The 18,857-nt window shown below is 63.9% G+C and carries 17 protein-coding genes; 1 reads left to right on the top strand and 16 read right to left on the bottom strand.

Going from position 1 to position 18,857, the window contains the following annotated elements; translation table 11 throughout:
* The gene (locus ACS5PN_RS27875; RefSeq protein ID WP_439467303.1) at positions 1-351 is read left to right on the top strand and encodes a hypothetical protein; all 351 of its coding nucleotides are present in this window, start codon (positions 1-3) and stop codon (positions 349-351) included.
* Positions 352-688: 337 nt separating this feature from the next.
* On the opposite strand, the gene ACS5PN_RS27870 is transcribed toward ACS5PN_RS27875, so the two are convergent.
* The 16 genes from ACS5PN_RS27870 to ACS5PN_RS27795 all read right to left on the bottom strand — a co-directional run bounded on the left by ACS5PN_RS27870 (position 689) and on the right by ACS5PN_RS27795 (position 18,855).
* The gene (locus ACS5PN_RS27870; RefSeq protein ID WP_439467302.1) at positions 689-1,663 is read right to left on the bottom strand and encodes a hypothetical protein; all 975 of its coding nucleotides are present in this window, start codon (positions 1,661-1,663) and stop codon (positions 689-691) included.
* Positions 1,660-4,230: a hypothetical protein gene (locus tag ACS5PN_RS27865; RefSeq protein WP_439467301.1), complete on the bottom strand. Its 2,571-nt coding sequence runs from the start codon at positions 4,228-4,230 to the stop codon at positions 1,660-1,662. The genes ACS5PN_RS27870 and ACS5PN_RS27865 overlap by 4 nt, the downstream gene beginning before the upstream one ends.
* Positions 4,227-6,506, bottom strand: coding sequence for a hypothetical protein (locus ACS5PN_RS27860; RefSeq protein WP_439467300.1), 2,280 nt, complete (start codon positions 6,504-6,506; stop codon positions 4,227-4,229). The genes ACS5PN_RS27865 and ACS5PN_RS27860 overlap by 4 nt, the downstream gene beginning before the upstream one ends.
* Positions 6,507-7,196: 690 nt before the next feature.
* Positions 7,197-7,340: a hypothetical protein gene (locus tag ACS5PN_RS27855; RefSeq protein ID WP_439467299.1), complete on the bottom strand. Its 144-nt coding sequence runs from the start codon at positions 7,338-7,340 to the stop codon at positions 7,197-7,199.
* The gene (locus tag ACS5PN_RS27850) at positions 7,337-7,747 is read right to left on the bottom strand and encodes a hypothetical protein (protein ID WP_439467298.1); all 411 of its coding nucleotides are present in this window, start codon (positions 7,745-7,747) and stop codon (positions 7,337-7,339) included. Before ACS5PN_RS27850 ends, ACS5PN_RS27855 begins: the two co-directional genes overlap by 4 nt.
* A gap of 384 nt (positions 7,748-8,131) precedes the next feature.
* Complete coding sequence (locus ACS5PN_RS27845; protein ID WP_439467297.1) at positions 8,132-8,893, bottom strand: hypothetical protein; 762 nt, start codon at positions 8,891-8,893, stop codon at positions 8,132-8,134.
* 51 nt (positions 8,894-8,944) lie between these two features.
* Positions 8,945-9,097, bottom strand: a complete 153-nt coding sequence (locus ACS5PN_RS27840; protein ID WP_439467296.1) for a hypothetical protein — start codon at positions 9,095-9,097, stop codon at positions 8,945-8,947.
* A 120-nt stretch (positions 9,098-9,217) separates the two neighbouring features.
* On the bottom strand, positions 9,218-10,096 hold the full coding sequence (locus ACS5PN_RS27835) for an REP-associated tyrosine transposase (protein WP_439467295.1): 879 nt from the start codon (positions 10,094-10,096) through the stop codon (positions 9,218-9,220).
* A 72-nt stretch (positions 10,097-10,168) separates the two neighbouring features.
* The gene (locus tag ACS5PN_RS27830) at positions 10,169-10,330 is read right to left on the bottom strand and encodes a hypothetical protein (protein ID WP_439467294.1); all 162 of its coding nucleotides are present in this window, start codon (positions 10,328-10,330) and stop codon (positions 10,169-10,171) included.
* Between the two features lie 4 nt (positions 10,331-10,334).
* On the bottom strand, positions 10,335-11,597 hold the full coding sequence (locus ACS5PN_RS27825) for a TIGR02270 family protein (protein WP_439467293.1): 1,263 nt from the start codon (positions 11,595-11,597) through the stop codon (positions 10,335-10,337).
* Positions 11,598-11,705: 108 nt separating this feature from the next.
* On the bottom strand, positions 11,706-12,614 hold the full coding sequence (locus ACS5PN_RS27820; RefSeq protein WP_439467292.1) for a hypothetical protein: 909 nt from the start codon (positions 12,612-12,614) through the stop codon (positions 11,706-11,708).
* Positions 12,615-12,640: 26 nt separating this feature from the next.
* Complete coding sequence (locus ACS5PN_RS27815; protein WP_439467291.1) at positions 12,641-13,909, bottom strand: PAAR-like domain-containing protein; 1,269 nt, start codon at positions 13,907-13,909, stop codon at positions 12,641-12,643.
* On the bottom strand, positions 13,906-14,937 hold the full coding sequence (locus tag ACS5PN_RS27810) for a hypothetical protein (RefSeq protein WP_439467290.1): 1,032 nt from the start codon (positions 14,935-14,937) through the stop codon (positions 13,906-13,908). Before ACS5PN_RS27810 ends, ACS5PN_RS27815 begins: the two co-directional genes overlap by 4 nt.
* On the bottom strand, positions 14,934-16,052 hold the full coding sequence (locus tag ACS5PN_RS27805) for a DUF2169 family type VI secretion system accessory protein (RefSeq protein ID WP_439467289.1): 1,119 nt from the start codon (positions 16,050-16,052) through the stop codon (positions 14,934-14,936). Before ACS5PN_RS27805 ends, ACS5PN_RS27810 begins: the two co-directional genes overlap by 4 nt.
* Positions 16,053-16,067: 15 nt before the next feature.
* Positions 16,068-16,616: a DUF6484 domain-containing protein gene (locus ACS5PN_RS27800; RefSeq protein ID WP_439467288.1), complete on the bottom strand. Its 549-nt coding sequence runs from the start codon at positions 16,614-16,616 to the stop codon at positions 16,068-16,070.
* Between the two features lie 13 nt (positions 16,617-16,629).
* On the bottom strand, positions 16,630-18,855 hold the full coding sequence (locus ACS5PN_RS27795; protein ID WP_439467287.1) for a type VI secretion system Vgr family protein: 2,226 nt from the start codon (positions 18,853-18,855) through the stop codon (positions 16,630-16,632).
* Positions 18,856-18,857 lie beyond the last annotated feature (2 nt).

The raw sequence follows: 18,857 nt of genomic DNA, 5'->3' as shown, positions 1-18,857 counted from the left end.
ATGCCGATGCAACTTAATGAATTTTTTGCGTCCCCTGCGATTGTCGGTTCGACCGACATTTCGCTGGAGGGAGTGTTTGTCGTTGCCCACGGACGGGCCTATCTCGTTCCGTCCATGGAGGCGAAGGATGACCTGTCGCGGTCCGTCGTCATGGACTATGAACTGCTCAAACCGCTACTCTTGTCAAAGGTGCCTGCGTTCGGCGGGGGACCGTATTTGTATTGTGATCAGGCTGTCGTGGAAGGCACCTTGTCGCTGAGTGAAGAGGGCGCTGAAGCGCAATTCGTTTTTCGAGACGTCTTGTCGTTCTCTTTGACTAGGCGAGGTCACGCGTTTCAGGTGGTTCCATAAGGGGGTCATGCTGGGATACCGTCTTCATCACTTTGAAGGCTATGGGGGAGTGGAATTTGCTGACCCGCCTGATGCTGGCGTTCTTTGCGCCAAGGCGGTCATAAGCGGCCAGCCTTCCCAAGGCGGGGGCTAGCGGTCACGGCGCGCTGTCCGCCGCGGGCTTCAAGCGCGCAGGTCGGGACACGGATGTTTTCCGGCGACGTATACAAGTTTGGACTCCTTGCTGCTGCGCTGACGCGTGACCTCTAGGCATGCGCTGCGACGTGCGATGACATATCGACCAATCAGGCGCAGGTTGTTAGAGCCGGTTTCGTCGTCGTGCCCTGAGTGCGTCTCTTCACTCAAAGGCGTCGACCGGGCGAAGCAACGCCGCAATCCGAGTGGCTGCGTCCCGGTCAGTGGTCGTATTGATCACCGGCTTGAGGAACTGCAGGAGCTTCAGCAGTATCTCCAGCGCGTTCTCCACTTCTTGAACCTCCAACGCCTTGGCTTCGAGCGTCTCGACGCTGATAACAGCGTGCCCGCGTAGTGACATCGGCGTTTCCATGAACTTGGATAGCCAAGCCAACAGAAGCCACGGTCGCTGGTCTTGCCCTGGCCAGCGTGCGGCCAATCGAGCGGAGGGACGAACGCGGGTCGAGGCTGAATCAGCGTCTTCAGACGGGCTCACGCCCTCGACGCAAAGCTTCAGGCGAGAGCTATTCAGCGACGGGCTGGCTTGCACTACGAGCTCTGTCGATTCCAGCAGTTCGGGTCGCAAATCCGGCGTGAAAAGCGGGAGCACCTTGTTCCCTATCCCCAGAAACTGCACGATCTCTGGGATGCGCGCGCCGCGCGGCCGTGCCGGCGCTTTGTAGCCGGATTGCACGCGTACGTGTTCGACCTCGCCGGCTGCGTCGCTTTCCTCGTTGACGATCTCCGCCACGAGGTTCCAGATGCCGTTAGACCGCTCCAGCGCGGCCTCGATGCTTCCAGCAAGGCGATTCATTTCCTCTTGAATGCAGGCATTTGGACTCTTGTTCTTGCTGGCCCTGAACTGCAGTGGCAACTGCCCGGAGTAGAACAACAGCAGGTCCAGAAAGATGCGGTCGACCTGTGCCCTCACGCGGGGCTCGACCCAAACCTTCAGGCCCTTCAGCGTCACGGGCAGGCGAACCGTCATCACGTAGTTCAAGACGGCGGCACAGCGCTTCGCCAAGAGGTCTGGATGCTCGCCGTCTGGTCTCAATGCAGCTTCGTCAGAAGCGAGGTCCTCTGGCGAACCGCATAGTTGTTCAAGATCGACCGTGATCACGCGAACGAAGTGCCTCATTGCTGCACCTCCGCCGCCGAAACCACCGCGAGCCAAGCTTCGGCCGCCGCCAGTAGCCCAAAGAGCCCCTTGACCGAGATCGCCGCGTCAATGGCGCCCGGGCTGTCTGCGTCAACGCTGCACACGTGCAGGCGGATCCGCGGCAGCCCGCGCCTGACATCCTCTTCGAACCGCAGATGCCACCCCAGACTGCGCACCTCCGGCCGCACAGCTGACGCGGGGCAGCGATGAGTGATCAGGATCCTGTTTCGCGGAATGCCCGCTGCGCGCAACATGGTGGTCAAAGCCAATGCATGATGGATTTCATCCAAATCGATGCAGAAGCCTCTGACCAGACTTTTCCATTGGGCAACGGCGGCTGTCAGCAGGTCGCGCGACTTTGCGGATAGCAGCGCGCCTTCCATCCATTGCCGAACAGGGTGGTACTTCGGCTGTCCTGATGCGGTGATCAAGGGCTTCAGATCGATCAACGTCAGGATGTGTGAAGTCAGATCGCCGCCACCAACGAAGCCGCGCTCCGCATCCGGTCTGATGGTGTTCAAGGCGCAAGCGGCGACCTGCGCAATCGACTGGACGTTTCTCGTCGAGACGCCCGTGCGGGTGGCAATCGCCGCTACCGAGAATCGCTGGGAGAGATCGATGAGGACGCTCCAGACGTCCGTGAAGCGCAGAGGGCGTACGGGTGCTGGTTGGTACGGCCGCAGCGCCCAGTTGCCTTCGCGATCTAGCGCGATGCCGGCCTCAACCGAAGGCACCCACTGCGGCAGAGTCGCTGCCGCGGCATCCGCGCCTGCCCCCCAAGCCTGCAATGCCAGCTGGTACAGCGGCAATTCGTACAGGTTGAGATAGGTCTCGCGCAGCGATTGCGTCAGCCCTTGTCCTGCGCCGGCGGATATCTGGTCAATGGGGTTGAAGTCAACATACGTCGAGCTCGGCAGGCAAGCCAGTTGACCTTCCTCCGAACCCCGTCGGTGGCGCAAGCCATGGCTTGTCGCATCCGATGAGCCGCTGCCGACCTTCAGTGATTCCTCGACGAGTGCATAGGTGGCGCCGTGCTCGTAGCGTTCGCGACGCGCACGAGGTGCGCCAAACAGAAAGTCCTCTGGCTCGCCCCCCTCCAGCTTGCGTCGGGCAATCCACACATGAAGACGCTTGATCAAATCCGGCGACTTCAAGTCAACTGCACGCCGAACCGCATCGGCCTTCATGCGCCCGTCTCGAATGCGCGGGTACAGGTACAGGGTGAGGCCCCGTTCCGTGGACTCGAAGTCGCCCAGCCGGATGCCGAGCACCTCCTCGATGCGGGCCATGAACTCATCAAGGAGCAGCAGCGCGAGGATGGACTGGCTGGCGAGGCGGTCGCCCGCTGAAGCTGCGGCGTCCAGCCATTGCACTGCGCGCGCGACGTCCTCTTGAAACACCGCTTCGGCTCGAGGCGGCCGAGTGGCGCCGTCGCTCCGGAGCTTTGTTGGCAATGGCGGGACGCCCAGCCAGGCCAAATAGTCGTGGAAGGCGGCCAGGGTCGCCGCGACCTTGTTCTGTTGCCTTTCGCCGAGGGTCTCATCTTCAAGGACCGACCGATAGATCGCATGGCATTCGGCGCCGTCCAGGGCCCGGAGGTCGACTGCCACCAGCGCCTTGAACAAGCGAACCAGGGTTTGCGACAGATAGCCCAACAAGGAGGACAGCGCCAGCTCGCCCCGCACCCCACCGTTGATAACCAGGTCGATGACAAAGCCCACGATGAGGACCTGCACGCGGCCGGCTTCCCGCGCCTCCAGCAGCAACTCATGCAGGTCCTTCAGCACGGCGTCTTTGAAGTGCTGCTTGGACTTGTGCCGGAGCCAGACGTCGCGAACGATGTAGACCGATCTGACGACGACGTCCGCGTCGCTCGACTGCCTGTTCGTCTGGAAGAAGGCCGTTTGGGCGGGCGTGATCTCGACGTGGGCGGATGGATCCCGCCGATACAACGGTAGCCCGGTGACGCATCGTGCCCAGGTGCTCCGGCTCCAGGGCTGAAGGATGCTCACGCCGGCGCAGTGACTCCACAGCAGCGTGGACAGCGAGTCCGACCACCAGGCCGATGCGCAGGCGCAGAACCGATGCCAGACCTTCTGAGAGTCCGCCTCCTGCATGGCGCGCTGGAGATGCTCACGCGCCAGCCGGCGGTCCTTGCCGGTGATGACGTACGGCCTGTCCAGGCGGGCGAGCAAATCCGAGCTCAACGGATCCAGGAATCTGCGGTCGCGCCAGCCGTGCGCCAGGCTCCACTCAAGCGCCAGATGGTCGCCGACGCGATTCACCGTGTGCATGGCCGCTGCTGCAGCGTTGAGGCTGGCCGGCGTGAGGACGGCGTTGCGCATGGGCAGCAGCAAGATAAGCGCCGCGCCGATCGGAATCTCGCGCAAGTCCCCGAGACGCTGCACGATCTGCTCGAACTCCTCCGCCCGATGCGATGTCGCAGCCGTCGGCTGAAACACGAACTTGCCTGATGCATCGACACCAAAGACATGCCCTGACGGCAGCGGGCGAGGCTCTGGAATGAGGTCGTCCCTACGGCTCATGCGGACCTCCCATCCATCCGCAGAATGGCCGGGACGTCCAGTTGCAGTTCGCCGATGACGGCGTTCAAGACACGAACGAGCTCTGAGCGCACGCGGCTACTGGGGACGGGGTCCACATTGGAGAGGTGCTCCCACGCATGCAGGCGATGTCGCAGCAGATAGTCCAGGTGGCGTTGACCGAGGCTGCGGTCGTGGCAGGCCTTCGGCCAGAAGTGCCGTCCAAAGTTTTCAACCAATCGCAGGCTTGTCGGCAGCAATCGAAGCCAGGCGTCGTCACCCACGTCGTGGCGATCGCCGTGGATGTCCACATTGAAGAGCAGTGCATGCGCACGCAGCTCCAAGGCTTGTGCGGCGTGCACGGCGATGCGCTCGCCAGCGACATCGCCGATCAGCAATTCATCGCGTTGCGCCGAACCCAGGTAGGCGCACCAGGCCTGGACCACCTGCATCAGCAGGTCAGGTTTGCCCGCCGCCGGGCCACCACCCAAGGGGTGAACCTTCTTGTCGTTGATGTGCGGCGCGCGGTGCCGGGAGGTCAGCTCTAGGCCATCGAAGACGTAGCAGTCGGCGTCGCGAAGACAAAGGCAGAACTCTGCGGTGACGGCTACAAATGCCACGATGGCCCGGTGTCGCGACACCCAGGTGGGGAGTGTGGGCGCTGAACGGTGAGCTGCGTCGGCCCACTCCACGGACTCGGCCAACGACCTGAAGACGTTACGGATCGCCGAGGGCGTGGCGACCACGCGCGCGCCCACAAGTTGCTCCTGCACCGGCAGTCGCTCGTCGCCGCAGAGCCAATCGAGATGACGGTAGTTGCGCTCGCAGGCTGTCACGATCTGCGCCCCGGTCGCGGCTCCATAGAACATGCGCCCCGGCGATACAAGCCCTGTCTGGCATAGCGACAGGGCAGCGTGCATCCGCGGTGTTCCGCTTTTCAAGGCCAATGCGGGAAGGCTCTGGCGCAGCCGGTGCACAGTCGGGCGATAGGCCGAGTTGGAGCCGAGGATGTCGGCTTTGGGGTGGTGCGTTGCATTGCCCAGCAATTGACCGACGCAGGTCACCGCCGTGGCGCCGAGGGCTGCCTTCTGCCGCTCAAGGGCAGCCTCCATCCACGGCGGCACTGGAATCCAGTAGAAGAATGTCGTCGGCTCGTACAGGTGCTCGGTGCCGACAGAAGGTTTCGCGCCCGAACTGATCAACCATGACACGTCGACTCGGAAGGCCTTCTTCTCCAAAGACAGGCTCAGCAGCGCTCGGGTGTCGACCTCCGTCGGCGCCATGACCGGGATCTCCGCCACGAGGTCCGGCGTAACGTTCAGTACGGCTTCGATTGCCATAACGACCTGCGTCAGATCGCCGGCCGCTGCGCCGGTACGCATCATCCGGCCGCTCGCCTGGACCAGGTCCTCGGACAGGGTGCCGTGCCCCAGGGTGCCCTGGCGCGCGCGCGGGGACAGGTAGTCAGAGCTGGCGGACCATCGCTTGCTGAGCCTGCGGTTGAAGTCGAGCACGGGGTCGACCGGCGGCGCCTCGCGCGGCAGCGCGCTCAGTTGACTCAAGCCGATGCGACAACTGGATTGATAGTGCGTCTTGCATGCGTCGAGCAACTGGCCGTACGCAGCAACGAGGGCGCCTTGTTGGGCCGGGCGCGACCATCTGCCCCGCGTTGCGGTCGCGGCCGATGAGCTGGTTTCATGGGCCAACTGCTCGCTGGCTCGCTTGACGAGTTTGCGATTCGGCTTCGTCCCGACCAGCCAGGATTGGAGCAACGAGGCCACGACGATGGCCCCCAACAACGGCGCGCCGGCGGAAGGAGCCGAGAACAGCCGGAGGAAGAAGTCGTAGATCAGGAACTGCTCGCGGCGTCCCGCCAGGGGCCGTTGAGACTGCAGGTCAACACTGCCGCCCAATATCTGTGACGCGCGCTGCCTGGCCAAGGCCTCGGAAAGACCCCGGCAGGCCACCAGGCTGTGAGCGAGTGCGGCCATGCCGACGCAAAAGCCTTGGAAGGCGGCCCGCCGGTTCGGCAGGTCCGGTGGGCCCGCGAGGAGTTCGAACACCCACTTGACCAAGTCGGCGTCCGTCATGGTCGGCGCGCCACTTTCCTTGGTTGCCGCAGCGTGCACGTCCTGCAGACCGGTGACCAAGTCGTCGATGGCTGCAGGGAGTGGTGCGCGTAGATAGTCGGAGTCGTTGGAAGCGCCGGTGGCGAACTCCGGTCTGACTATCGATAGCCTGCCAAATGGGTCATCGGCACTTTGTAGAAGTTCGGACATGGAAATCTCCATCTAAGTGATGGATTGACCATATCTGGGCCGCGGCCGCCGTTTGCTCCTTAAAGTGGTGCCGTTCTATCACTTTGGATGCCCGTCGCGTTTGAGTGAGGCGCCAATTGCTCTGCAGAGATGCGGGTATTTCGACGCCGACATATATGTCATTGGCATCAATATTTTGTGTGCTTCCCGGCCGTTTAAATAGAAGAGCGCAAACTGCTTGCTGTCAGTCGGCTACGCAAACCAGAGCCTATTCGGTAGCCGTGTAAGGCTTGCAAAGACGAGGGCGAAATGTCAGAGCATGTGCTCGCATACATCGTCTGACGTACCTGGAGGGGTCGTCAATGACGTACCATTACTTCATCCGCAAGGACGCGTATGGGCCGTGACACGAAGCACCCAATGGTCATGTTTTTTCTTTTTCGGCTGATCGTGCTGGTGGAAGAGCTTGCGCAAAAGAGGTCTGAAATGGCGTTGAACTCGCTAGCCATCTGCAGGATCGCATCAGTCAGAAATCTTTGTGGAACAACGACCTACACCGATTGCCGCGACAAAAACTCTGTACATGTACATAGTTTTTATACGGGCTCATAACCCCCCCCGCAACCAAATACAGAAAACCCGCTGAGTCGCAAGCTCAGCGGGTTTTTTCATGTGCGGCGCGCTTTGCGTGCGGGGCAGCGGCAGCCCGCTTCAGTCTTCGACGGCAGGCCGCCACCCGAGCGCCGCTTCGATGGCCGCTCGGTAGGGCGTGCGCAACTCCGCCGGGGCATTGCAGACGTACTCGCGGGCGCGGGCCGACGTTTCCTCGTCCAGCTCGCGCAGGTAGTCGATCACGCCTCGGCGTTGTCTGGAACGAGGCCGAAGACGCCGCGGAACTTGGGCCGGAGTGCCGTCCACACCACCGCATCAAAACCCTGGGCCGTGCCCCATTCGGCGATGGCCTCTGCCGCAACGGCGTACTTGGGCACCGGCCCTGGCCACAGCCCGATGGATTCGACGCCGCTGCCTTCACGCCCGGCCAGCGCTTCCTGGGCCTGCTCCGCGGTCGCGTACGACAACTCCACGAAGCGCGTCGGCACCGGCGGTGCGCCGTCCAGCAGCACCAGCGTCAGGCGTCCGTCCTGAGATGTCCGCGCAAACTCGATGGGCAGGCTCGGCCCGCCCGGCTGCCAGGGCCCGGCGCAGTGCAAGACCCCCGGTTTCCAGACGAGTGAGCCCCAGCCGATACACGCAATCCTCATGGGCGGAGCTTACCGGGCTCGGGGAGCGGCCTAGTGCGGCGGTATCTCTGCGGCGTCAGTCGCAGCGCCTCAAGGTTGTCCTCGCGTCTGTCCCCACGCGAAGTCACGTGATACAGCGCGCCAGAGAACTCGATGCGAAGAGGCCGGGACATGAATTCAAGCTAGTTGAATCAACGGCAAGAGTAAAGATTTGAGACCTGACCCCGACCCTACGCGTCCACCATGGCAAGGCCGAAGCCGCAGACTACAGCGGACACACTTGCAAAGTCCAAGTCGCGCCGTCTTTGCTGGTCAGGATGTGGTGTGCCCCGACGCTCCAAAGCGTGTCACCAAAGACCTTCAATTCGCCGCTGGTGACGCCATCGCCAACGTGTGGGTTTATCTCTACCAGGTCACGACCGTCAAGCTTGAATATCTGAGTTTGGCTTGCCAAATAGAGCGATCCTTTGAACCAGGTAAGCCCGTACAGATTGGCCTTGGTGCTGCCTTCAGCCGGCAAATCAATTGCATCGCCGGAGACGCGCAACACGGTGCCAGCTTGTCCACAGATCCATGCTGTGCCATCCGGCAAACATTGCACAGCATTGAGTGTGACGTTGGTGGGAGTGTCCAACTGCGTCCATTGCCCAGCCAAGCAACGCCAGATTTCGCCGCGTGCCCTACAGCCAAAAGATGATCGTGCGAAAAGCCGTCAATGGCATGGAAACCTTTGACTCGCTTGGTGCCCTTGGACTCAGGCCTAAGGGTGTGGCCCAACGACGTCCAGCGGCCATCGACTTCGCGCCGATAGACCTGCGGGCCCATGCCGACGACGTGAGGCAGGCCGTCGATGTAGCGCGCACCGCGCAACATACCCACCCTGGATGGATCGGATTGGGGCGTTTGGATCTTCTCGTTTGCCATGCCTGCGGGCGATATGTGTAGCACCTCGCCGTCCACGCCGAAGATGAGTAGTTGCAAGGCAGGCAAGAGCGTTCCGCAGAGTGCGACGGCGTCCCAAGGCAGTGCGCGCTGAATCCACTTTTCGTCCTTCAGCTGAATCATGCGGAAGGTGTCGCCGTCCTGCGCAATGAACCAGGCGCGATTCTCTTCTGGACAACCGCTGGCGAACAGAAAGCGGGGATGTGACCATTGCGCGTCGCTCATGAAATCTCTCTCGGTGATGTTGCGTCAAATTGTTTTTCGGAGGCAGGTCCGTCAACTGATGAACTCGATCATGTCGGCGTCCTCAAGAATCTGCTTACCCATTTCGCGCTGCTCCTCTTTGAGCGGCGAGCGATCCGCGCGCAAAGGTGTGTCATCGTTCTTGACCCCAACGCCTTTGTGATAAGCGTCGAGTTGCTTCTCCAAGCAGCCACTGCTGCATCCCGCGTCAGGAAAAGCAGCCTCGTGCGCGGCGAGAGCACCTGCCTTGGCCTCCCCATAGGTCCACGCGCGCGAATTCGGGGTCAGGTCTCAAATCTTTACCCCTCACCCGTCTTTGACCGCTTTTTTCTCGGCGCGAGCAATCAACTGGCTGACCCGTCCCACCGTGAGCCCCAACTCAGCCGCGATAGCGGTCATGCTCAGGCCGCTTTGGCTGCACGCGCGAAACAGGGCTTCCTCGCGGCTATCGCAGCGACGAAGCCAGTCGCTCAAGGTGCGGGTGCTGCTGCGCTGCACTTTGGGTACTGGGGCGCTGCGTTTTGCGCTGGGTAGCGCGGCTTCCAGCATTCGATCGACGAACTGGTCGTCGCCCAGATAGATTTGCCGGTTCAGACTGGTGTCCCAAAGCGTCACTCCGCGGCCGGCCACGACTAGCTCCGCATAGGCTCGCTGGGCTTGGTCTTGGTCTGCGTCGGATTGGACTTCTCTGCCCAGCAGATAGCTCCATAACTCGTTGCTGCCCAGCCAGGCAGGCACATCCGCTAGCCCTACGTGGGTCCGGTAGCTGGACCACGGCCAGTGGCCCGCCTCTGCCACCATGGCTGCGCGCACTGGGTTGAGTTCTACATAGCGGCATACCTCCAGCAGGTAGGCGTCGCGATCCACCAGAACGGCTTTGAAGCGCCCTTGAAACAGGTGCCCCACCTTGCCGTGTCGGCGATTGAAGGCCTGGGTGTAGACGCCATTGACGTGGCGCATCAGCGCCGACAAGTTGCCCTGTCGGGTATGCAGCACGAAGTGGTAATGATTGCTCATCAGGCAGTACGCCAGCACCTGCGCGTCAAACCTTGCCATCCCCTGCGCCACCACCGCCAGCAAACGAGCCCTGTCCATGTCGTCGACGAAGATGTCCTCGCGCCTGTCCCGGCGCGACGTCACGTGATACAGAGCGCCAGGGAACTCGATGCGAAGAGGCCGGGACATGAATTCAACCTGGTTGAATCAACGCCAGGAGCAGACGCGGCCAGTGCTGGGATAGGGCGGGGCGCCCAGCCGCTATCTGACGAAGATCGAGACGGTCAAAAACACCAACACCACCAGCAAGCGACCTTTGCTGGCGGGAGTGAACTTGCGATGACTGACCCAGTCTTTCGCTGCCAGCGCGGCCATCAGGATGCCGACGGCGAGCAATATGGAGGCTGCGTTGAGGTCCAGCATGCCGTCACACCGTGGAGGTGCCCCGCGCAGCCAGCAGCTTCTGTTGGCGCCATGCCGGTGCCGCCGTGTTGAAGAGCGGGGTGCCCGGCGCCAGCAGACAGCGGTATTGCGCCGCGGCGACACGCCGTCTCTGAAAGCCGTCGCTCAACTCCGAAGTCACGCTCGCGAGGGTGGGAGCCTGCCCCCCAAAATATCGAACGCTTGGCTGGAAGCGGCTGCCGTTGACCTGCCACCAGGCCTCGATCCTTTCGGCATCAGGCCAGGGCAGGTTCAAGTCCTCTTCGAGCGCAGCGGCGGCTTCGTCGCCCTCGGCCGGCGTGGAATCAGCCTCAGGAGGTTTGCGATCCAGGTCGAGTAGCGCCAGGTCCAGTCCAGCCAGCATCGCCAACGATTCGCCGGCGCGGCGCGCGAGTGCGGGCTGGCTCATCTGCTGGATCAGCCACGGCACATAGTGCACATCGCCTGCCGCGCCCACGGCGTCAATCAGCAGCCGCGGATCGCAGGCTTCCCGGGCCAGGTTGCGCAGCAGCTCTCGCGCTGGGTCACTCGGCAACACCCGGAGCAGCAAGGTCATCGCATCTGCGCGCCATGGGCCCGGAGCCGCCGCCGTTTGCGTCAGGGCAGTCACGGCCTGGCCCCGATCGCCGAGCAGCACCGCCGCACGAGCCGCGGCAAAAGCGCAGGCAGCGGAGTCGTCCGCGAGGCGAGCCAGGCAGGCATTGAGTTGATCCACCAAGCCCAACTCGCCCACCAGGCGCAGCGCACGCTGGCGTACGCCGGCATCGCTGTCGGTCAACGCGGCTTGAAGTGCTGCGCCCGGGTTGACGCCATGCATGGCACAGGCCGCCAGCGCCACCTCGCGGTGGAAAGGCTCGGGCGCATCGAACAGCGGTTGGATCAGCCCTTGGAGCTTGCCGGCCTCGACCCAACCGAAAGCCGACAGCACGCCCTTGCGCACCTCGGGCAGGCTTTGCGCGATGGCGAACACCTGCCCCAGCAGTTGCGTATGGCGCGACTCGATGGCCAACGTGGTGGCGCAGAACACGGAACCCACGCTGGGGCGCTCCTGCGCCCGCATCACGAGCGAGGCGCCGTGGGCGCCCGCCTCGATCAAACCGTCCAGGTGCGCGGCGAGCCGCTCATCCAGGCGTGCGAGCTGGAGCAGCTTGACGTGACCAGAAACCAAGGACGAGCGAGTGCCACGCAGGATGGTGGCGTCTTCGCAATGCTGTTGGATGACAAGGGGAATGGGAGCGCGGGAATGCATGGCTTGGTCGGTCGAACAGTCGATGAGACATACGTCAAAGGCGCGCTACCGCTTCGACGAGCTCTCCTGAAGTGGCGGGATCAGTCAATGTGCGGGCCGCCGGGAGAGTTATTCACAGCGCATCCACGCTCCATCCTTGCGAAGGTAGAGGTCCTTTGCGCCCACCAGCCCAAGCGTGCTGGCGTCCACCGACTGGACGGTATGTGCTGTCGCAGGAGGTTGGATCGGGCCATAGGACACGTCATGCAGGCGCTCTTCCCGGATCTCGTACAAGCCGTACATGGATGCGACGTAAACACTGCCGCTGTGTTCAGCGACGCTGTACAGGTTGAGGTCAAAGGGCCTTTGGTCGAGGGAGTGCCAATGATCGTCACGGCCGGTCAGAACGAGGCCGTTCAGTCCGCAAGCGAAGTAGTTGCCTTCGCCGGTTCGGGTGATGTCGGTGACTAGCAGGTTGGTGGGGCTGTCGAGCTTCGTCCAAGCACCTTGTCGATACCGCCACATCTCGCCTCTCCAGCCGACGCAGATGAAATCGTCAAGACTGAGGCCCGCAGCGCCCTCAAATCCGCCGAGAGGCGCGGGCTCGACGGGAGGCGAAAGATCCCGCCATTGGCCATCGGATTCGACGGCGTAGACCTGTCGGTTCATTCCAACGACGATGGGCTGTCCGGCAAAGCTACGGACCTTGCGCAATGGGCCGCGTCGCTTTGGAGCGCCAACATGGCTTGTCAAGGACAGGTCACGCACGCCGGCTTGGGAGATCTCCAGCAACTGGCCGTCTTCACCCAAGGCCAAGCAACGCTTGGTGCCCCCCTGCTGCATCACGGTCAAAGACACCACACGCCATGGACAGGTGGCCATTTCTCGTACGGCGCCGTTGGCGACCGAATACATAACGACTTGGGAATGCACGACTTCGTCTCGGCTCAGGGAGTCGGTGCTGATGGACAGCATGGCAACCCCCGGATTGAGGAAGCAGCCGGCATCGATGGTGTGGTCGGTCCAGAGACTGGTCATGTTTCAATGGTGAAAGAGGATTCCGGTTATGCCAGAAACGCAGCATCGGTATCGAAGGCCTTCGTCATGCGGTCCAACAGCACGCTGGATTTGCGTGACGCGATCTGCGCTTGGGCTTGTGCCGGGCTCAAATCTGGGTTGATGCCCTCGGTTGCTGCCTTGATCTTCGTGTCGTCCGTGATTCCACACTGCTTGTGATATGCATCGAGCTGGTTTTCGATGCATTCGCGACTGCAGCCCGCTGTTGGAAAAACCTGCGCATGGGCGTCCGAAGCCGTCTTCTTGGCTTCTCCGTAAGTCGTGACGTGCGGATAGTTGGCCTTCGCCCCGTTCAAAACGAGTTCGCCCGCTGGCGCTGCTTCGGCAGAAGCCTTCTGAAACACGTGCAGTAGTTCGTGGGTGCCGCCTCGGTTGTGGCTGGTACCTTCGGCACACACGCAGGGGGCCATGTTTTCGTCGTACGGCTCGAATTTGGTGGCGCCGGCAGGCAGCGTTGCGGTCGGAGACGGGATGCCGCCAATGATTTCCTTGCCGTGAAGGAAGGAAGATTTCTCGATCAGGTGGTGGCCTGTCTGGGGCTTGCAGCAACCCAGGGCCTTGCCCCCCTTACCGTCTGTTTTGCGTGAATAGGGCTGAAGCAGACATTTGCGCGCCGAGAGGCAATCGTTAAGCGCCGACTCGTCGGCGAGACGATCGGCCACGGGCTTCGCGTCAACGCCCGGGGTGTTGATCGGTGGCACGGTGGCGCGATGGAACGCGGCGCACGGATCCTTGCCTGGCTTCGCATGCGGGGCGCAGTCTTTGCACTTTTCCTTTTCACGGTTGACGTCGTCGTGGCAGGCACCCCCTGGGGCCATGGCCATCGCGTCGACGTAGGGCCAAGCCGGACTGTTGCCCGGAAACGATCCGTGGTTGTGTGTCGTCAGGTCCAAATGCCTGACCACGTTCTCCCCCTCCACCATCACATTCATCGACCACGCGTTGAAGTACACCTTGCCGGTGTTCTTGTGCGTCACGATGCCCTTCAGCGGGGCAGAGCCGGCTTCGTCGCCGGTGCTCTTCTTGAAGTAGCTCTTGTTCTTGAGCATGACCTCCTGGCCGGAGATCTTCACCGTGGTGGAGCCGCTGGAGGTGTCCGACGACAGGCCCGTGTTTGGGTAGGGGATGGGCACACCCGGCGGCGTGGCGGGTGTCTGCGGCGGCGTGAAGCAGACGTCAGGGAAGGCGCAGATGGACTTGCCCGCCGCAGCCTTGCACGACACCTCCATGTTGTTGGCGTAGACCTGATTGCTCATGCGTTTCCTTGATAGCGCAATGTCAGCGCTGCCCGTTCGCCGGCGTCGTTGGCCATGTGGACGAGGATGTGGGGGCCCTTGGCGTAGCGCTTGTCGCAGGCCGCCTTGGCCAGTGCCAGCAGGGTGGTGCCGGCCGCGGCGCCGACCTCACCGGTGCACTCGGCCGGGTGCCACAGGTCGAACTCCTCCTTCAGCGTGCGCATCGTGCGCGACAGCGACAACGCGGCCTCCTTGAAGTAGTACTGCTCGCCCGACACATCGGCGATGCGAAAGTCCATCTCGTGGAGCTGGGCGCCGGCATCCGCCAGCACGGCCTTGATGGCCTGCGACAGGCCTTCGGCCCGCAGCGGCTCGCCGCTGTCCATGGGGGCGGGCTCGCGGGCGAAGCCAACGCCGGTGCAGAGCAATTCGCCGGCCTGCCCGGCAGGCTTGCCGAGCAGCAGGGCGCCCGCAGCCTCACCGGGCATGAAGCCGTCGGAATTGGTCTCGGACAGCAGACGGCCACGCTGGTCGTAGTGCTGCAGCGTCTGCCAGGTCAGCAGGCTGTCGACGGCAACCACCAGCACGCGTGCGGCGGGCTCTTTCGCGACAAAGGCGCGCGCCTGCGACAGCGCGACCGCGACCGCGACGCGGCCCCGCGCCACGATGGCCGAGTTCTCGGCAAAGCGCGCACCGAGTTCGGCCTCGATGAGGGAGAACAGCTTGTCGTCCAGCCCCGCCATGCGGCCGGGGCGTTCGGGCTCGGCCACGCACAACAGCAACGTCAGCTGCCTCCACTCGGTGAGCGGAATGCCGTCGAGCGCTTCCTCGATGGCCATGGCCGCCATGCGGGCGAGCTTGGGCAGGCCGCGCAGGGGCTGCCCCAAAGGCACTTGATGGCCCGAGATCCATTGGCCGCCGCTGTTCATGAAGCCCGTATCGCTGGGGTTCTGCACCTTGGCGCGGATGGCCGCGCAGGCCGCCCCGGCACTCAGGCCGACGCTGGTGACCAGACCGGCGCGCTGGATGGCGATGGCGGGAGCACTCATGCCGAGACTCCCGGCTCTGCAGCTTCATCGTCCCGCTCCATGGGCACCATCACAACCGGGATGGGGAAGCTGGCGGTGTCACGCTGCTGCCACCACTCGCGGCCCTTGCGGCCGATCAAGACCTGGGCGATCTCGTGCATGTTCTTGCGCAGGGGCCGGCTGACGCGCCAGGTCATGGTGAAGCGGTCGAGGTCGGGTTCGAATTGAATCGTGTCCAGCCGGGCGATGAAGTCTTCACGCGGGCCTTGCTTGGGGAAGACGTGCACCGGCGCCTCGAAATACGGCAGCGTGAACTGGCGCAGGCCGTCGGGCGTCAGGTTGACGAGTTGCACCTCGAGGGCCTGGCTGGGGATGTCGATCTGCTGGTCGGCCGGCGCCGCCTGGTAGTAGCGCTCGTCGAAGTCCTGGGGCAGGAAGGGGAACTCGTTGTCCAGCCACTGCTGGTCGTAGGTGCCGCCAAAGCAGGCTCGCTGCGCCCAGCCCCGCCCCAGGGGGCCGAAGGCCATGGGTTGGTAGGCCTGGTCCGGGGCCGTCACGGGCTTGCCGGGCTCTTCGGTCAGCGGCAGGGGCAGGCCGTCGACCCACTCGCGCTTGAGCTGTTTGCGAAAGCCCCGGCCGGCCGGATTGATGCGGCAGGCCTCGTGTTCGGCTGGGTCGGGCGAAGCCTGGTCGACGCCGCCGAAGGCCACGTCGTAGGACACGGGCTGGCGCTCGAAGGGCTGGGGGCTGGACGCCTGCACGCCGCCCCGCCCGGCCTGCCACACGCGGGGGCCGACCACCTCGATGGTCTTGCGCATGGTGCCCACGCTGAGGCTGACCTGGGTGCGGGTGACGGTGTGGCCCGCTGGCGCATAGGCGCTGCCGTTGAGCAGCACGTCGCAGCGGGGCTTGTGCGGCGCGAAATCGATCTCGTGCAGCGGTGCGCTCACGCCGGGTTCGCCGCTGAAGGTGTCGGCCATCACGAGCGGCAGTTGCTCGTCGAGCAGGCGCACCTGCTCGCCCGGCTTGGGCAGGGCGAAGCTGCCCTTGATGACGATGACCAGCGATTCACGGCCACTGGGCGCCAGGCCCATGTTGTAGCCCGCGACCATGCGCGTGGCGTTGACGAAATCCATGGTGTTTGGCCGCTCTCAGTTCAGTTGCACCGCACCGCCCTTGACGCGGTTGACGCCACTGGAGCGGCTGGCGACGTAGGTGCCGTCGATCAGCACCTGGCCGGAGCGGGTCAGGGTGATGCTGGCCTTGCCGCAGCGCAGCACGAGCTTGTCCTTGGCGCTGACGAGCATGCGCTGGCCGTCGGCGTCGACGTCGACCGTGTCCGGCGCTTCCTGCTCGGGCCAGCCGGCCTGGCCGCGCACCACGCCCATCACGATGGGGCGGTTCATGTCGCCCTGTTCGAACATCAGCACCACCTGGCAGCCCATGTGGGGGCCGTGCAGGTCCACCACGCTGCGGGCGCGGATGGCGGCCGAACCCGGTTGGCCCGCAAAGCTCACGAGCGGCGTCTGGCCGTCGTCGGCCAGGGCCAGCAAGGTGCCGATGACGACGCCTTGGGCGGCCGGTGCGGCCGCCAGCGAAGGGGCTGCGATGGGCAGCGCCGGGCCTTGCAGCAGTTGGGAGAGAGGATTCAGCTCGTCGGCTGCGGCGGTGCTGTCTTGCGGCAGGTCGATGGGTTTCATGGGCGGGAATCTCTCAGTTCTGCAGGACCTTGGAGCCCTTGATGATGACGTCGCTGCTGGCCTTCACGTTGATCTTGCCGCTGCCGTCCAGCGTGATGTCCTTGCCCTTGATGACGATGGTGCCGTCCTTCTTCATCGTGATGCTGGCGCTGCCCGTCTTGATCGTCACGGAGTCGCCGGCGTCGATGACCAGGTCCTTGCCGACCTTCAGCGCATCGTCCTTGCCAATGCTGGTGCTGCGGTTGCTGCCAACCGTGCGGCTTTCGTTGGCGCCGACGTTGGTCGACAGATTGGCACCGGCCGTGATGGAGCGGCTGGCACCGACGGTGACCGTCTGCATGGCGCCCACGGCAACGACCTGAGCTGCGCCGACGGCAATTTCCTGAGCGGCGCCGATGGCGATGGTTTCGTTGATGCCAACGGTGTGGGTGCGTTGCAGCGCAACGGTGGCGGTCTCGCTGGCGCCCACGGTGATGGTGCGGTTGGCGCCGATGGTGATGCTTTCATTGGCGCCCACGCTTTCCGTGCGGTTCACGCCAATGGTGATGGTCTCGTTCAGGTCGACCGTCTCGGCGCGGTTCTTGTGGACGGTGATGGTCTCGTCGAGGTTGACCGTCTCGGTGCGGTTGCCCTTGACGAGGGTGGTCTCGTGGCGGTCGATGGTCTTGCGACGATCGTTGCCCACCCACTTGTCTTCGTCGTGCTCGACCTCGGTGAGCTGGTCCTTCTCCGCGTGCAGCCAGAGCTGCTCCTCGCCCTTCTTGTCTTCGAAGCGCAGCGCGTTGGCATTGCTGTACACGCCGCCCTTGCTGGAGCGCGACAGCACGCCGCTCTGGGTGGCGTTGGCGGGCAGCTCCCAGGGCGGCATGTTGGCGGCGTTGTAGACGCGGCCGGTGACGAGGGGCTGGTCCGGGTCGCCTTCGAGGAAGTTGACGACGACTTCCTGGCCGATGCGGGGGATCTGCACGAAGCCGAAGCTGTTGCCGGCCCAGGGGCTGGCCACGCGCACCCAGCAGGAGCTCTTGTCGTCGCTCTTGCCGTAGCGGTCCCAGTGGAACTGGACCTTCACGCGGCCGTATTTGTCGGTGTGGATCTCGTCGCCGGAGGGGCCGACGACGATGGCGGTCTGCGAGCCGTAGATGGCCGGCCGGCTGGTGCGGCGCGGCGGGCGGTAGCTGTGAGCGCTGGGCACGGCGGCAAAGCGGCAGTGGTAGTCGACCGCTGCGCCACCGCCACCGGCGCCTTCGGCCTCGTAGCTGGCGATGCCGATGACCGATTCGGTGCTCAGGCAGATGAACTTGCCGTTCTGGGTGCTGTGCGGGTGGTGCTGCAGCTCGAAGAGGTGGCCGCTGGCCAGGCCGATGGCATTGGTCTCGCCCTGGGCCTGCTGGAAGTCGCTCTGGACTTCGTCCATGCGGTTGTCGCGCAGCTGCTGGCCGTCGCCGAGCTGGGTGTAGCGGCCGTCGTAGTCGAACTGCTCGAGGCTGTTCTGGGCGTGCGAGCGGCTCAGCGACTGCTGGGTCAGCAGGGACACGGCGGGGCGCTCGAAGTCGAAGCTGGCGGCAGCGGTCTGGCCGCTCTGCAGCTCCGACCGGGCGGCCCATTGGCTCACGATGTCGACATTGGGCGGCATCTGGCCGGTGTTGGGGAAGTAGCGCAGCGGCGGGCAGCCCGGCGCTGCGTCGAGCATGGCGACGGCATCGGTCAGCACCAGGGTGTGCTTGCCTTCGGTGTGCTCGAAGAACCAGTAGATGCCTTCTTCCTCGAGCAGGCGGGCGATGAAGTTGTAGTCGGTCTCGCGGTACTGCACGCAGTAGGTGCGGGGCGCGTAGCTGCGCGTGAGCTTGAACTGGAACTGCGCGACGGCCGCGTGGTCGGCGAAGACGGCCTCGACGATCTGCTGGACGTTCTGGTTCTGGAAGATGCGGCAGTCGCTGGTGCGCGTCAGCAGCCACAGCCAGGGGTGCAGCACGGCCTGGTAGCCGTAGTTGCGGCCCTGGGCCGTGCCGATGGAGAAGCGCGTGACGAGGCCGTTGAAGTGGCGGGGCTTGCCATCGCGCATCAGCACGCTGACACCGGCCGCCTGGCCGAGCAGCTTGTCCGCCGAGAGGTCGGGCTTGTCGCTGACCAGCGTGACTGTCATGACACCGAGCTGGCTGACGCCTTGCACCGCCCGGAGGTGCTGGAAGCGCAGCACTTCAGCGCCGAGAGGGCTGTTGAAGAGGATGGGTGGAGCCATGG

It is taken from the genome of Roseateles sp. NT4, from assembly GCF_051857475.1.
GTDB lineage: Bacteria > Pseudomonadota > Gammaproteobacteria > Burkholderiales > Burkholderiaceae_C > Pelomonas.
The sequence above is the reverse complement of the archived record's forward strand: the minus strand, read 5'-3'. Positions and strand labels throughout refer to the sequence as shown.